Source organism: Micromonospora sp. NPDC050495 (genome assembly GCF_040655175.1).
Classification (GTDB): domain Bacteria; phylum Actinomycetota; class Actinomycetes; order Mycobacteriales; family Micromonosporaceae; genus Micromonospora.
The window spans coordinates 633,814-647,253 of record NZ_JBFAJK010000001.1; the positions used below are offsets into that span (position 1 = coordinate 633,814).

The 13,440-nt window shown below is 71.6% G+C and carries 13 protein-coding genes; 10 read left to right on the top strand and 3 right to left on the bottom strand.

Going from position 1 to position 13,440, the window contains the following annotated elements; all coding sequences use genetic code 11:
• The coding region (locus tag AB0I11_RS03100) for an ice-binding family protein (RefSeq protein WP_357309783.1) at positions 1-730 on the bottom strand (730 nt) is incomplete at its 3' end.
• 516 nt (positions 731-1,246) lie between these two features.
• On the opposite strand from AB0I11_RS03100, the gene AB0I11_RS03105 reads away from it, so the two are divergent.
• Positions 1,247-1,639 carry a fatty acid desaturase gene (locus AB0I11_RS03105; RefSeq protein ID WP_357310382.1) on the top strand — a complete coding sequence of 131 codons (393 nt, stop codon included), beginning with the start codon at positions 1,247-1,249 and terminating at the stop codon, positions 1,637-1,639.
• A 269-nt stretch (positions 1,640-1,908) separates the two neighbouring features.
• Here the strand turns inward: AB0I11_RS03105 and AB0I11_RS03110 are convergent, their stop codons facing one another.
• Both AB0I11_RS03110 and AB0I11_RS03115 read right to left on the bottom strand, forming a co-directional pair.
• Entirely contained in the window at positions 1,909-2,460 is a 552-nt protein-coding gene (locus tag AB0I11_RS03110) for a DUF5994 family protein (RefSeq protein WP_357309786.1), read from the bottom strand.
• A 3-nt stretch (positions 2,461-2,463) separates the two neighbouring features.
• Positions 2,464-2,769 carry a LapA family protein gene (locus AB0I11_RS03115; protein WP_357309789.1) on the bottom strand — a complete coding sequence of 102 codons (306 nt, stop codon included), beginning with the start codon at positions 2,767-2,769 and terminating at the stop codon, positions 2,464-2,466.
• Positions 2,770-3,316: 547 nt separating this feature from the next.
• Here AB0I11_RS03115 and AB0I11_RS03120 point away from each other — a divergent pair.
• The 9 genes from AB0I11_RS03120 (at position 3,317) to AB0I11_RS03160 (ending at position 12,923) form a co-directional block, all read left to right on the top strand.
• Positions 3,317-4,060: a GAF and ANTAR domain-containing protein gene (locus tag AB0I11_RS03120; protein WP_357309792.1), complete on the top strand. Its 744-nt coding sequence runs from the start codon at positions 3,317-3,319 to the stop codon at positions 4,058-4,060.
• Positions 4,061-4,157: 97 nt separating this feature from the next.
• Positions 4,158-4,877: a GAF and ANTAR domain-containing protein gene (locus tag AB0I11_RS03125; RefSeq protein ID WP_357309795.1), complete on the top strand. Its 720-nt coding sequence runs from the start codon at positions 4,158-4,160 to the stop codon at positions 4,875-4,877.
• Between the two features lie 203 nt (positions 4,878-5,080).
• Positions 5,081-5,821, top strand: a complete 741-nt coding sequence (locus AB0I11_RS03130) for a SigB/SigF/SigG family RNA polymerase sigma factor (RefSeq protein ID WP_357309799.1) — start codon at positions 5,081-5,083, stop codon at positions 5,819-5,821.
• A 164-nt stretch (positions 5,822-5,985) separates the two neighbouring features.
• Positions 5,986-6,159, top strand: coding sequence for a hypothetical protein (locus AB0I11_RS03135; RefSeq protein WP_357309802.1), 174 nt, complete (start codon positions 5,986-5,988; stop codon positions 6,157-6,159).
• Positions 6,156-7,169: a glycosyltransferase family 4 protein gene (locus AB0I11_RS03140; RefSeq protein WP_357309805.1), complete on the top strand. Its 1,014-nt coding sequence runs from the start codon at positions 6,156-6,158 to the stop codon at positions 7,167-7,169. Before AB0I11_RS03135 ends, AB0I11_RS03140 begins: the two co-directional genes overlap by 4 nt.
• A gap of 120 nt (positions 7,170-7,289) precedes the next feature.
• Positions 7,290-8,426, top strand: coding sequence for a glycosyltransferase (locus tag AB0I11_RS03145; RefSeq protein ID WP_357309808.1), 1,137 nt, complete (start codon positions 7,290-7,292; stop codon positions 8,424-8,426).
• Entirely contained in the window at positions 8,423-9,475 is a 1,053-nt protein-coding gene (locus AB0I11_RS03150; protein ID WP_357309811.1) for a glycosyltransferase, read from the top strand. The genes AB0I11_RS03145 and AB0I11_RS03150 overlap by 4 nt, the downstream gene beginning before the upstream one ends.
• Positions 9,472-10,965: a glycoside hydrolase family 130 protein gene (locus tag AB0I11_RS03155; RefSeq protein WP_357309814.1), complete on the top strand. Its 1,494-nt coding sequence runs from the start codon at positions 9,472-9,474 to the stop codon at positions 10,963-10,965. The genes AB0I11_RS03150 and AB0I11_RS03155 overlap by 4 nt, the downstream gene beginning before the upstream one ends.
• Positions 10,966-11,657: 692 nt before the next feature.
• Complete coding sequence (locus tag AB0I11_RS03160) at positions 11,658-12,923, top strand: PP2C family protein-serine/threonine phosphatase (RefSeq protein ID WP_357309818.1); 1,266 nt, start codon at positions 11,658-11,660, stop codon at positions 12,921-12,923.
• The last annotated feature ends 517 nt before the right edge of the window (positions 12,924-13,440 follow it).

Here is a 13,440-nt window from a genome sequence, read left to right on the forward strand (position 1 = left end):
CGGTCGGCGTGCCGGTGGGGGAGGTGGTGGGCGATCCCGTCGGCTGCAGGCAGACGGGGGCGTTGATGGTGTTGGTGTCCAGGGTGACGGCGCCGGTCTGGGCCAGCGCGCGGCCCTGGAGGGTGGCGCCGGTGTTCATGGTGATCGAGGTCTGGGCCAGGATGTTGCCCATGAACCGGGTGCCGGTGCCGAGCGTGGCGGAGCTGCCCACCTGCCAGTAGACGTTGCAGGGGGAGGCGCCGTTGATGAACACGACGCTGCTGTTGGCCGCGGTGACGAGGGTCGACGCGATCTGGAAGATGAACACCGCAGCGGGGTCGTTCTGGCTGTTGAGCGTGAGGGTTCCGGTGAGTTGCGCGGCGCCGATCCGGTACACGCCAGGTGTCAGCGTGGATCCGCCGAGCTCGCTGGGGAGGTTGGTGAACGGGGTCCGGCCGGCAGCATCGTTGTAGGCGGTGGTCAGGTCGTTCTTCGCCTGCAGGGCGACGGCGTCGCCGAGGTGGATCTCGCCGCCGACGATTCCGGGTGGGAAGCCCGGCGCGGTGTTGCCGGGGTGCACGCCCAGGCTCTGAGCCAGGAAGCTCGGGCCGGTGTTGGTGGCGGTGGAGCCGGCCAGCACGGAGAAGTTCGCCGCCGTCCCCAGACTGACCGGTGCTTCGGCGGCGCTCGCGCCCGTGCCACTGATGACGAGTACGGCGACGGCTGCGCCGCCGGCGGCGACGGTCGTCAAGGCTGACAGGAGCGCCCGTCGACGGCGGCGGAACGAATTGAGTGTCACGACATGGCCTTTCGCGAATGCGTCTCACCTGCCGTGGCATGGCATGGGAGAATCGCACCTGCCTGAGAGTGTAGTTATTCGGACCTTCGCACATTTAACGCTCGAAAAGGGCATAACGGCGTAAGTGCATGAGTGCATCTGTTCGAGTCCGGATCGCGGCGGCCGTCCAGACTCCCGCGGCCTGTCGTCCGCACTTAGTGCACCGCTCGCCTCACCTGAAGACGTGGCCCGTGGGCCTTTCCGTGGGGCGCGAGATCCGAGGAGTCCCCATGTCGAGCGCGACTGCCTGTGCTCCCGTCATCGAATCCGCCGACACTCCGCCTGTCCGCCCGGGGAAGTCATCGATCAACTGATGGTGGTGGCATTGATGCTGGCGGCTGGGGAGACGGCGTTGCGGCTGGTCTGAGTGTCCTGGGACCCCCGGTGGTCGCCGCCTTCCTGGGTGTCGCGTTCTCGCAGGCGGCTCTCGTGGCGCACGATCTCGCGCACCGGCCAGGTGTCCGCACCAGGAAGCTCAGCGAGCGGGCGGGCCGGATCGCGGCGAACGTCGCGGTCGGGATGAGTTGCGGCTGGTGGATGGAGAAGCACACCCGCCACCACAACAACCCCAACCATGACGAGCTCGACCCCGGATGTGGCACCGGAGGTGTTGATCCGGGCCAGCGGGTCGGCCCGGGGGCGACGCGGGCTGAAGGGCTTCATCACGCGAAACCCGGCGAGGCGGATCGCTGCGGTTCGCCCGGTCACGTTGGCCATCGAGTGGCGTTAGCGCATCGGGGTCGCCGGGCGGTAGCATCCGAACACGGCCTGTTACAGGTTGTTGCCCCAGCCCTCGGCATCACGTCATTCATGCCAGGGTGAAGGCTGTGGCCCAGGTGTCCGGCGCGGATTTTGTCATCACCCTACTGACCTCCCCTCGACGCCTCACCGCCCTGGTCTGCCTGGCGGGTGAGGCCGGCATGGAGGCCGGCCCGGTGCGAGCAGCCCCGCTGCGCGGACCTGCCGGGACAGGTCGGCGTATTCGCTGCCCCGCTGGCGGTCGGCGTCCAGGCTGATGTCGCTCATCGATGGCTCCCGCTGCTCCCGCATCAGGTCACGGCCCCGCTGGCTGTCGTGCAGGCCCTTGATCCTCACCCGCCGAAACCGATGTCACGGGCGCACGCGCCGATCACCGAGGTGCTGCCACCTTCGTTGTCCCACACCGCGTACGTGTCGGAGCCGGTCGCCGCCGCAGCCCTGGGCGGAGCCAGTGCGCCGGCCAGGATGTCGGGGGCGCGCCTGAGATTGGTCGGGGCGGCGGCGGTCGCCATCGCCCACTCGGCCGCTGCGGTTGGGGTGGCGGGCGGTACCACCAGCAGGTCGACCTGGAGATCGCGGCCGGTGGTGGCGACCAGCAGGGCGGGGTCGAGGGTGTCGAACCAGCCGATCCGGATCAGGTCCGGTCCGACGGTCAACCGGCGGATCCGGCTTTTCCAGGTGTGCATGTTGAGCATGAGATGCCGGATCCGGCCGTGGCGTTCGGACAGGGCGAGGACCAGGCCGGGGAGTTCGGTGGCCGACTCCCAGGAGCGTGGCCACCACCCGCCGTCCAGAACCGCCCGGTCGTGGGGGAGGGCGAGGACGAGCCGGGGCGCGGAGATAGCCGATACGGAGGTCGTGGTGACTGGCGTGGTGACGGACATGGCTTAACCGTCCTGATTCTCTGGGCGCGGCGGCAGCGGGACGCTGGTGACGCCGGTAGCCGGCCGGTTAGTCGCACGATGCTCGGGCGCGCCGGCTTCCTGCGTGCCGCGACGGCGGCCCAGCATCCTGAGTTGCACGATCCGGGCGGTGCCGGGGAGGGCGACGAGCAGGACCCCGGAAACCGCGGCCAGCAGCAGCGCCACCCCCATCGGCAGGGTGCCGTGCGCGCCGAGGAACGACACCTCAGCGCGTTGCCCGTTCTGCAGTACGAAGACGAGCAGCAGCAGGAGGACGACCGCGAACACCACGGCGGCGACCCAGAGACCGCCGGCCCGTGAGCGCTTCACCGCCGGCCGCGGGGGCATCGGACGAGAAGCATCGGTGCCACGGTGACCGTCGTTTGGGAAGAATCGAACATGACTGTTCCGGGGTGCGGTCATCAAGAACCGCCGCCTTCCGAGAAGCATCTGGCCGGCCTGAGCGCGGGGGTGCACCGGCGCGTCCGTTGGTTGCGGACCCGTGACAGAGCGTCACGGTCCGACGTGCGGTGGGGAGGTACCTGGCCAGGAGACCCGGCGACCTGGCCGGTGGGGATGGCGTTGGCGGATGGCCGCCATGGTGACCTCGATGGGTGGGGGCGTCCGCCAGCGGCGGGCTGTCAGCCACCGGGGTCCCGAGCGACACTGTCAGCGTACGCCTCCGCGCCTCGACCGGCTCGGCAGCCGCAAGGGCCGTCGCGGTCGGGTGCGCAGCCGGTCGCGGGTCGGCGTCATCCGGCGTAGGGTGCGGTCACCGCACTGGATCTCAGTGCCCTACCGTGACGTCCGGTGCGGATGGTCCGGGTCGGAGCCAGCAGTGGACGAGGACAAGCCGCGGCGCGGCGATCCGATGACCTCCGAACGCCGGCTGCGGCTGTGGACCGTTCTCGGCGATGCCGCCCGAGGCGGCGCGATCACGATCGACCATGTCTGCGCGACGGCGGTCTCGGTCGCGGGCGTCGATTCCGCCGCCGTCGCGGTCGTCCTCGAGGCCACGCCGCGCGAACTGGTGTACGCCGTGGACCGGACCGCCGTGGAGCTGGAAGACCTGACCCTCACCCTCGGTGAGGGGCCCTGCGTGGACGCCACCACCGGTGGACCTGTCCTGGTCGCCGATCTGAGGGTGCCGGAGTGCCGGAACCGCTGGCCCGCGTTCGCGCCGGCCGCGGTGCTCGCCGGGGTCCGTGCGGTGTTCGCGTTGCCGCTACGGGTGGGTGGGATCAGCCTCGGTGTCCTGGACCTCTACCGGGCTCGCGCCGATGATCTCGCCGCGGAGGAACTGGCCGACGTGCTGGTCCTGGCGGACACGGCAGGCGCGGTGCTGCTGGACGGCGCGCTGCGCCACGGGGTGGCCCGGGACGATCAGTGGCCCGAGGGGACCGGCCTGCACCACCCCGAGGTGCACCAGGCGACCGGCATGATCATGGTCCAATTGGGAGTTCCCGCGGCGGTGGCGCTCGTCCGGTTGCGCGCCTACGCGTACTCCCAGGACCGGCGGCTGCGGGACGTGGCGACCGACGTCGTCGCCCGGCGCCTGCGTCTCGGCCAGGACACGTGGTGACCGGGATGGGTAGAACAGGGGATTGGCGCCGGGCCGGCGCCGCACGGACCACCCCGTCGGGTGACCGGTGGAACCAGCGATTGACGAGGTGACTGACATGGCCGAGCCCCAGCTGGCCGACGTGTTCGTGGAGATGGCCGACACTCTCGTCGACGACTTCGACGTTATCGAGTTCCTGCACGTGCTGACCGAGAGGTGCGTCGATCTACTGGGCGTGTCGGCGGCCGGGCTGCTCCTGACCGACCAGCGGGACAACCTGCAGGTGGTCGCCGCCTCCTCCGAACGCACCCGGCTGCTGGAGCTGTTCCAGCTGCAGACCGACCAGGGGCCCTGCCTCGACTGCTTCCGGACCGGCCAATCCCTGTCGGTCACCGACCTGAACCTGACCACTGCCCGATGGCCGAGGTTCGCCGCGGCGGCTGCCGAGGTCGGCTTCGCCGCGGTGCACGCCCTGCCCATGCGCCTGCGGTCCGAGGTCATCGGCGCGTTGAACCTCTTCGAGGTTCGGCCGGGAGCCCTCGACGAGGGTAAGCTCCGCATCGGTCAGGCACTCGCCGACGTGGCCACCATCGGACTGCTGCAACAGCGGGCCATCCACCGACGCGACATGCTGACCGAACAGCTGCAGACCGCCCTGAACAGCCGCATTCTGATCGAACAGGCCAAGGGGATCCTCGCCGAACGCCTCCAGGTGGACGTGGGTCAGGCCTTCGCGTTACTGCGCGACGGCGCCCGCAGCCACAACCGGCGGCTGTCCGAGCTGTCCCAGGCGATCGTCGACGGCTCCGAGCAGTTCGTGCCGCCACTCACCGGCTGACGACCGGTTCGACACCCGAGTGCGCTTCCCAGCGCCCGTCCGGGTGTCGGCCGGGAAGATGAGGGCGTACGGTGGCGGTGTCGCCCGGGTCCCCGGTGGCCGCCGGTCTCGCCGCCACCAGCCCGTTAGGGGCGTTGGAAAAAATGGTCACCCCCACCGTGACACCCACAGCCACCTCCTCCCCTCCGACGCCGAGCCCGGGTGTGGGGCACAGCGAACAACTGTTGCGTCAACGCGCAGCCCTGAATGTCGATGACCCCAACCGCGCACGGCTGCGGAACCAGATCATCGAGGCGAACCTGCCGATGGCGCGTCGACTGGCCCGCCGGTACACCGGTCGCGGGGAGTCCTACGACGACCTGGCGCAGGTCGGCGCGATCGGCCTGATCAAGGCCGTCGACGGGTACGACAGCAGTCGGGGCGTGCCGTTCGCCTCCTACGCCGTCCCGACCATCCTCGGCGGCATCCGGAGGCACTTCCGCGACACCGCCTGGACGATCCGGGTCCCGCGTGCGGCCCAGGAACTGGGTGCACAGGTGCCCGAGGCTCGGGGCAGGCTGGCGCAGCAACGCGGTCGCCAACCGACGGATCGAGAGCTCGCCGACGACCTGGAGGTGACCGTCGCCCAACTTCTGGCCGCCGTCGCCGCCCTCGGTGTCTATCGTCTGCCGTCGCTGAGCGAGCCACGACCCGGGGCCGTCGGCACCGATCGCCACGCGCTCAGCGGCGCCGCCGATGCGGGATACACCGCCGTGGACGATCATCTCGCCCTCACGCTGCTCCTCGCGGCGCTTCCGCCACGCGAACGCCGGATCCTGACCATGCGGTTCTACGGCGATCTGACCCAGGCGGAGATCGCCACCCGGGTCGGGCTGTCCCAGATGCACGTCTCCCGGCTGCTGACGCGCTCGCTGGCCCAACTGAGAACCGGGATGCTCCGCTGACCCGCTGCCGGCCGGGAACCGCCCGGGCATCCGCGCCGAGCCGTCGAGATCACCAGGAGGACCTCATGGCCGCCCGTCCGATCACCGCCGCTGGGCCGGCGCCACCGCCCATACCGCCACCGGTACGCACGACCATCCCGCACGACTTCTCAAGGGGGCAGACGATGAGGATCGCCAGGTACCGGATCGTTGCGGCGCTGCGCGACCGCGACCAGCAGCGCAGGGCCGACTGGGTCGAGCGCGAACTGCCGGAGCGGGTGGACCCCGCCAAGCACGTGGGGCTGCTCGCCACCCTGCGTCTCGATCCGGCCGACCTCGCCGACGCGCCGTCCCCGTGAGAGTTGCCCTGCTCGGGCCGGTCGCCTGGCGGACACCTCCACACCACTACGGTCCCTGGGAGCAGGTGACCGGGCTGCTCGCGGAAGGGCTGGTCACCCGGGGCGTGGACGTGACCCTCTTCGCGACGCTGGACTCGGTCACCTCGGCCGCCCTCGACGGCGTGTGCCCCCGCGGGTACGCCGACGATCCGGGCCTGGACGGCCGGGTGTGGGAGGCGATGCACGTCTCCCATGCGATGGCCCGCTCGTCGGAGTTCGACCTGGTACACAGCCACCTCGACTGGCTGCCGCTCGCCTTCGCCGAACACTGCCGTGCTCCGCTGCTCACCACCGTGCACGGCTTCTCCGGCAGGGGGATCCTTCCGGCGTACGTCCGGGCCCGCTCGTCCTACGTGTCGATCTCCGACGCCGACCGGAGCGCGGACCTCGACTACGTCGCCACGGTGCACCATGGGGTCGACCTCACCGGGCTGCCCTTCACCCGGAACGCCGGTCCGGGACTGGCCGCCTTCGGCCGGATCCATCCCGACAAGGGCACCCACACCGCCATCGAGATCGCCCGCCGCGCCGGCCGGCCGCTGACCATCTGCGGCATCGTGCAGGACGAGCGGTACTTCGCCGAACAGGTGGCCCCGCACATCGACGGCGACCAGGTCGTCTTCCTCGGCTCGGTCGGCCCGCGACGGCGCGCCGAGGTGCTGGGCGCGAGCACCGCCCTGCTGCACCCGATCGCCTTCGACGAGCCGTTCGGGCTGTCGGTGGTGGAGTCGATGGTCTGCGGCACGCCAGTTGTCGCGTTCGCGCGGGGGTCCATGCCGGAGGTCGTCGACGAAGGGGTGACGGGGTTCCTCGTGCAGACCGTCGAGCAGGCCGTCGACGCCGTCACCCGCGCTGCCGGGCTGGACCGGGCCGCCTGCCGGTCCCGGGCCGGGGAGCGCTTCGGCGCGGACCGGATGGTCACCGACTACCTGGCGGTCTACGACCACCTCACCCAGCGATCGTCCCGCTGAACCCGGTCACCCCCGCTGAACCCGTTCCGCCGGCCACACACGCTGGCCGGCGTGCGCCGACACCGCGTGAGGTCGTCCCCGTGTTCCGGGGCCGGCCGACAACCGGAAGGCCCGACACCCATGCTCAGCTACGGATTCCTCAGCACGCACCCACCGACCCGGTGCGGGCTGGCCACCTTCAACTCAGCGCTTGCCGCCCAGCTGACCGCCGACGGCACGGGTGGCGGCATCGTCCGGGTCACCGACCGCGGCGACGACCTGCGGGCCGGACCCGGGGTCGTGCACACCTGGTCGACCCGTACCCAGGCCGGGTGGCGGGACGCCGCGGCGGCCCTGAACGCCTTCGACGTGGCCATCGTTCAGCACGAGTACGGCATCTACCCCGGCGCCGACGGCGAGGACGTCCTGCCGCTGCTGCGCCGGCTCACCGTGCCGAGCATCGTGGTCCTGCACACCGTGCTCCGCCGGCCCACGGCCCGGCAGAAGTCCCTGCTGGAACAGATCGTCACCGCCGCCGGGGCGGTCGTCACCATGACCGATACGGCTCGCGACCGGCTGCTCGTCGGCTACACCGTACGGCCGGACAAGGTCACGGTCATCCCGCACGGCGCCGCCGAGCATGTCCGCGTACCCGCCGACCACCGTGCCCGCCCGCACCTGCTGACCTGGGGACTGCTCGGGCCCGGCAAGGGCGTCGAGTGGTCCTTGCGGGCCCTCGCGCGGTTGCAGGACCTCGAACCGACCCCCACCTACACGGTCGCGGGCCGGACCCACCCGAAGGTGGTCGAGCACCAGGGCGAGGCGTACCGGGCGGGACTGCACCGGCTCGGCGCGCAGCTCGGCATCGCGCACGCCGTGGACTACCAGGACGTCTACCACGACCAGGCCACCCTCGGCCGGCTGATCTGCTCCGCCGACGTGGTGGTGCTGCCCTACGACTCCCGCGAACAGGTCACCTCCGGGGTGCTCATCGAGGCGGTGGCCGCCGGGGTGCCCGTCGTGGCGACGGCCTTCCCGCACGCCGTTGAGCTGCTCACCGGCGGCCCCGGTCTCGTCGTACCCCAGCAGGATCCGGCGGCGTTGGCCGCCGCGATCCGGCGCATCCTGACCGAACCGGGCCTGGCCGCCCGGCTGGCCGGCCGGGTCCGGCCGCTCGCCGCTGACCTGCGCTGGCCGGCGGTGGCGGCCCACTACGGCACCCTCGCCGAACGGCTCGTCGCGGCCCGCGCCGCCATGGTCAGCGCGGCGCCGGCGTGACCGCGACCACCGGTATCTCCAGCGTGCCGGGCAGCGGTCGCCGGCACCCGACGCCCCGACCGAGCTTCGCGCACCTGAGCCGGTTGAGCGACGACACGGGCCTCTTCGAGCACGCCCGGCACGCCATCGTCCGTCGCGAGCACGGCTACTGCACCGACGACGTCGCCCGTGGCCTGGTGGTCACCAGCCGAGAGCCGGATCCGGCCGCGGCGGTGCTCGGGCTCGCGGAGCGTTACCTCGCGTTCCTCACCCACGCGCAGGACGGCCGGGGCGCCTTCCACAACCGGCTCGGCCACGACCGACGCTGGGCCGACGAGCCCGGGCTCGGCGACTGGTGGGGTCGCGCGCTGTGGGGGCTGGGCACCGCCGCAGCCCGGAGCCCGGCGTCCTGGATCCGGGAGGAGGCGCTGGTCGCGTTCAGCCGGGGCGCCACCAGACGCGCCCCGACCCCGCACGCGATGGCCTTCGCCGGGCTCGGCGCGGTCGAGGTGCTACGCCGGCACCCCGGCCACGCCGACGCGGCCGCGCTGCTGGGGGACGCGGCCACCGCCATCGGCATCCCCGGAGCCGATCCGCGCTGGCCCTGGCCGCAGCCACGGCTGAGCTACGCCAACGCGGCCTTCGCGGAGGTCGTCATCGCGGCCAGTCAGCTGCGCCACGACGGCCCACACCTCGGCGACGGACTGCGGATGCTGACCTGGCTGCGCGACGTCCAACTGCGCGCCGGGCGGCTGTCGGTCGTACCCGCCTGCGGTTGGGAACGCGGTGCGCCGCGGCGGCGCCACGACCAGCAGCCGATCGAGGTCGCCGCGTTCGCCGACGCGTGCGCCACCGCCGCCGACGTCACCGGCGACCCCGGCTGGGAAGCCGGGGTGCGGCAGTCCGTGGGATGGTTCCTCGGCGAGAACGACGTCGGCACGCGGATGTGGGATCCGGCGACCGGCGGCGGCTACGACGGACTGACCGCCCACGGGCCCAACGTCAACCAGGGCGCCGAGTCGACCCTCGCGCTGATCTCCACCCTGCAGCACGCCCGGCGGTGGTCGTGACCGGCACCCTGGCCGCCCGGCACGGCACCATCCTCGCCCCGGATCCACGCCGGGTCGTGGTCAAGCTCTTCGTCCCGGGTGAGGATGCCGCTCTGGTACGCAGCCGCGCGAGGGCGCTCATCGCCCGCGTCGCGCACCTCGACGACGAGGAGACCGGCCGCCTGCTGAGGGAAACGTTCGACCGCTTCGGTGCCCGGCACCGCGACCTGGACGACACGTTCCACCATCACTACGACCTGGTCCGGCACCGCATCGCCCGCGCCCGGGACCTGCCCCCCACCACCCGGCTCCTGATCGGCGCCTACTTCAGCCACGAGTACGCGGTCGAGGCCGCCGCGCTGTGCAACCCGTCGATGATGGTCCACCCGGATCAGGGCGGTCTGGCCGCCGGGCAACTGCGGGTCGCGATCAGCCTGCGCCAGATCGGCGAGGGGCACCTGTCGTCCATCGGGTTCGCCACCGCGGTCCTTGGACCCGGGCGCCGGCTCGCCGTCGCCGACCGGTCCGGCCCGCTGGTGGTCGGGCAGCGGATGGCCGTACGGCACCGCCGGGATCTGCTGGCCGCCGGCCTGACCGAGGTGGACTGCGACAACGAGATCACCGCCACCGTGCTGGACGCCCTGCCCGATCGCTACGACGAGGCCACCTTCGAGCGGGTGCTCGGCGAGCTGCCACCGGACCTGCTCTCCCGCAGCACCGGGTCGGACACCCTGGAACACGTCCGCCGCACCGACGCGGCCAGTTACGCGACGACCTTCCCCGCCGACACCGCCCTGCACCAACGGGTGCTCTGGCCGGCCGTCGCGGCGGAGAGCAACGGCATGGAGGACGCCCGGTTCGTCAGGTTCACCGACGACTCCGGCTCCGGGTACCGGGCCACCTACACCGCCTACGACGGACGGCACATCGCCACCCGCGCGCTGGCCAGCGGGGACCTGCGCCGGTTCGAGAGCACCCCGATGCGCGGGCCGGGCGTCCGCAACAAGGGCGTCGCGCTGTTCCCCCGTACCGTCGACGGCCGGCACCTCGCCCTGTGCCGCGCCGACGGCGAGACCATCGGCCTGACCCGCCTGGACGGTGCAAACCGGTGGCAGGAACCGGTGCCGCTGCACGCCCCCCGGGACAGCTGGGAACTGATCCAGGTCGGCAACTGCGGATCCCCCATCGAGACCGACGCCGGCTGGCTCGTCCTCACCCACGGCGTCGGCCCGATGCGCCGGTACGCCATCAGCGCGCTCCTGCTCGACCTGCGCCGACCGGAACGGGTGATCGCGCGGCTGCCCGGTGCGCTCCTGGCGCCCGACGAGGCCGAGCAGGACGGTTACGTCCCCAACGCCGTCTACTCCTGCGGCGCGCTCGTCCACGACGGTGAGCTGTGGTTGCCGTACGGGGCCAGCGACAACCGGGTCGGGTTCGCCACCGTGCCGGTGGCCGCGCTCCTCGCCGCGATGGTGGAATCCGCGCCAGCACGGGGCGGTCGGGCCGGATGAGCGGCCGCCGGCACGACGATCCCGGTGGCGTACGCCGACCGCCCGGCCGCACGTGCTGCGACAGAGCGGCGGAATCCTGCTCAGGCGTGGATGGCCCGGACCGGCGGCTCAGGCGTAGTCGTCGGAGAGGTGCCGCTGCGGCAAGCACCTCGGTCACTGGTCATCTGCCCAGGAGTCCACCATCTCCCCTCCGTCCTCCAGCGGATGCCAAGACGGGCGAACCGATGCCAACGGGGGTCACCGCGGCCGATCACTGGTCGCAATCGGAGGTTCGTGTGCTCCGGCTGTGATCCTGGGCTGGGAGAACAGGGGCGCGGGTGACGTGGGTGAAGGCGGGCCACTCCCTGCCACCCCAGGTGAACCGCAGGTCGCTCGACCAGGTCCTCGCGCCCTCGAAGCTCAGGGGATAGAGCATCGGTTGCCTAACCCGAGGCTCCGCTTGTGTCCGCAGGCCGATGACCTGCGGCTTCTGATTTTCCGCTTGCGTGTGTCGGTCGCACCGCGGCGCGATCGCTTGCTGAAGATCAGCAAGATGGGCGTTTCGTCATGCTTCACCAGTGCGACGTCGTGGAGCCGGGTGGGGTCCCGCCGCGGATGACCGCGTTTCCCGGCACCAGGAACCCCTACGGTTTGGGAGCCGACGAAGCCCGTGCTCAACGACCAGTCGGGTTGCCGGGCCTATGCTTCGGCGCGTGAGTGAGAAGCGGTGGACCGGCGTGGACCTGGGCAGGATGCTGCGCGCCGTCGAGGATGCCGCCCCGGTCGACGCGGTGGAGGCGGTGGCCCGTGGCGTCGGCGTCGACGTCGGGGCGCGTTGCGTGTCGTTCCTCGTCGCGGACATGAGCGGCCGGGCTCTCGTCCGGCTGACCCACGACGTTCCCTTCGCAGACCGGCCTGACCGACGCCGGCAGGACGAGGACGTCGCCACCGTGTTGCCGTTCGACGGCGGACCACAGGAACAGGCCCTGCGATCCCAGCGCGTGCAGGTCCGATCGAGCGGACACGAGCACGTCGTGATGGCTCCCGTCACGCAGCGGGGCGAGGCCATCGGGCTGTTGGAGGTTTCCCTGCCGTTCGCGCCCGACGCCACGGCGGTGGCCGAGATCTCCCGGGCCGCGCACGCGCTGGCGTTCGTGGTGATTGCCGCTCGCCGGCACACTGACCTGTTCGAGTGGGGCCAGCGGACGACTCCGTTCAGTCTGGCCGCGGAGATCCAGCGCCGGCTCCTGCCCTCCTCGTTCACCTGCGAAGCCGGCTCGTTCACCCTCTCGGCGTGGCTGGAGCCGGCGGCCAGCATCGGCGGAGATACCTTCGACTACAGCCTCGCGCGCAACCTGCTGCACCTGAGCATCACCGACGCGGTGGGCCACGGCATCGACAGTGCCCTGACCGCGACGCTCTGCGTCGGGAGCCTGCGCCACACCCGCCGCCGGGGTCACACGTTGCGGGAACAGGCCCAGGCCGCGAACTCCGCGCTGATCGAGAACCCGCCAGGCGGGTTCACCTTCGCCACCGGACTCCTCGGCCGTCTCGATCTACGTACCGGGGTGCTGGCGATGGTCAACGCCGGGCACCCGACCCCGCTGCTGGTGCGCGAAGGAAACGTCCAACCCCTCGCCCTACCGGTCGACCCACCGTTCGGTGTCCTGCGCCAGGGCATCTACCGCACGACGGACGTCGCGCTGCGGCCGGGTGATCGGCTGGTCCTGCTCACCGACGGCATGCTGGAACGCGACGCGGCCCGCCTCGACCTGCCCGCCCGGCTGCCGGACCTCAGTGACTTGCACCCCAGGGAGGTCGTCCGCGTACTCGGCGACGCCATCCTCGACGTCGTCGGTTCGACCCTGCCCGACGACGCCTGCATGCTCGTGCTCGACTGGCACGGCGACCACGGCGACGACCGTTCCACCAGGGCCGGCGCCGATCCCCGCTGGGCGAGCGCCCTTCCCCACCCGTGAGACCAGACCGAGGGCGTACCCGCGCTGGGGAGAGGGGCCTCGTCCTCTCCTGAGACGGCGGCGGGTCCGCCTCGGCTCGCGACAGCTCACCACGTCGAGGGCCCCGGCGCTCATGCGTCGGGGCCGGGGGGTACGGGTCTGAAACACCATTGATCGACCGACGCGTCGGCTTGTCCTGTCCGCGCGAGCCATTCGTACAGGCTGGGGTGCGAGGATCGCGTAAGGGCGACCGGAGACACCTCTCGTTCGATGAAACTGCGGTGTCCGCCCAGCCCGAACAACGCCGGTAGCGCACGATCCAACGGTGTAGAACCCTCCCTTTCCTCTGCTTACGCTGGCCGAACTCTTCGTCGGCGTGAGAGCCCCACGCAACGTCATGACTCCACACGCGTGCCGCATGCGGCGTGGAAGCGAGGCGGCGAGGATCGGTGCGGCCCGGTCGTCGTGGTCGTGAACCTCGGCGAGGTCCTTGTCGGGCGCGGTGCGGATGACGCGGCCGGCGCATTGGACGAGTAGG

Coding starts and splice junctions, on each gene's coding strand:
- AB0I11_RS03110 (WP_357309786.1), bottom strand. CDS start 2,460: ATGTCCGTCACCACGCCAGTCACCACGACCTCCGTATCGGCTATCTCC.
- AB0I11_RS03125 (WP_357309795.1), top strand. CDS start 4,158: ATGGCCGAGCCCCAGCTGGCCGACGTGTTCGTGGAGATGGCCGACACT.
- AB0I11_RS03135 (WP_357309802.1), top strand. CDS start 5,986: ATGAGGATCGCCAGGTACCGGATCGTTGCGGCGCTGCGCGACCGCGAC.
- AB0I11_RS03145 (WP_357309808.1), top strand. CDS start 7,290: ATGCTCAGCTACGGATTCCTCAGCACGCACCCACCGACCCGGTGCGGG.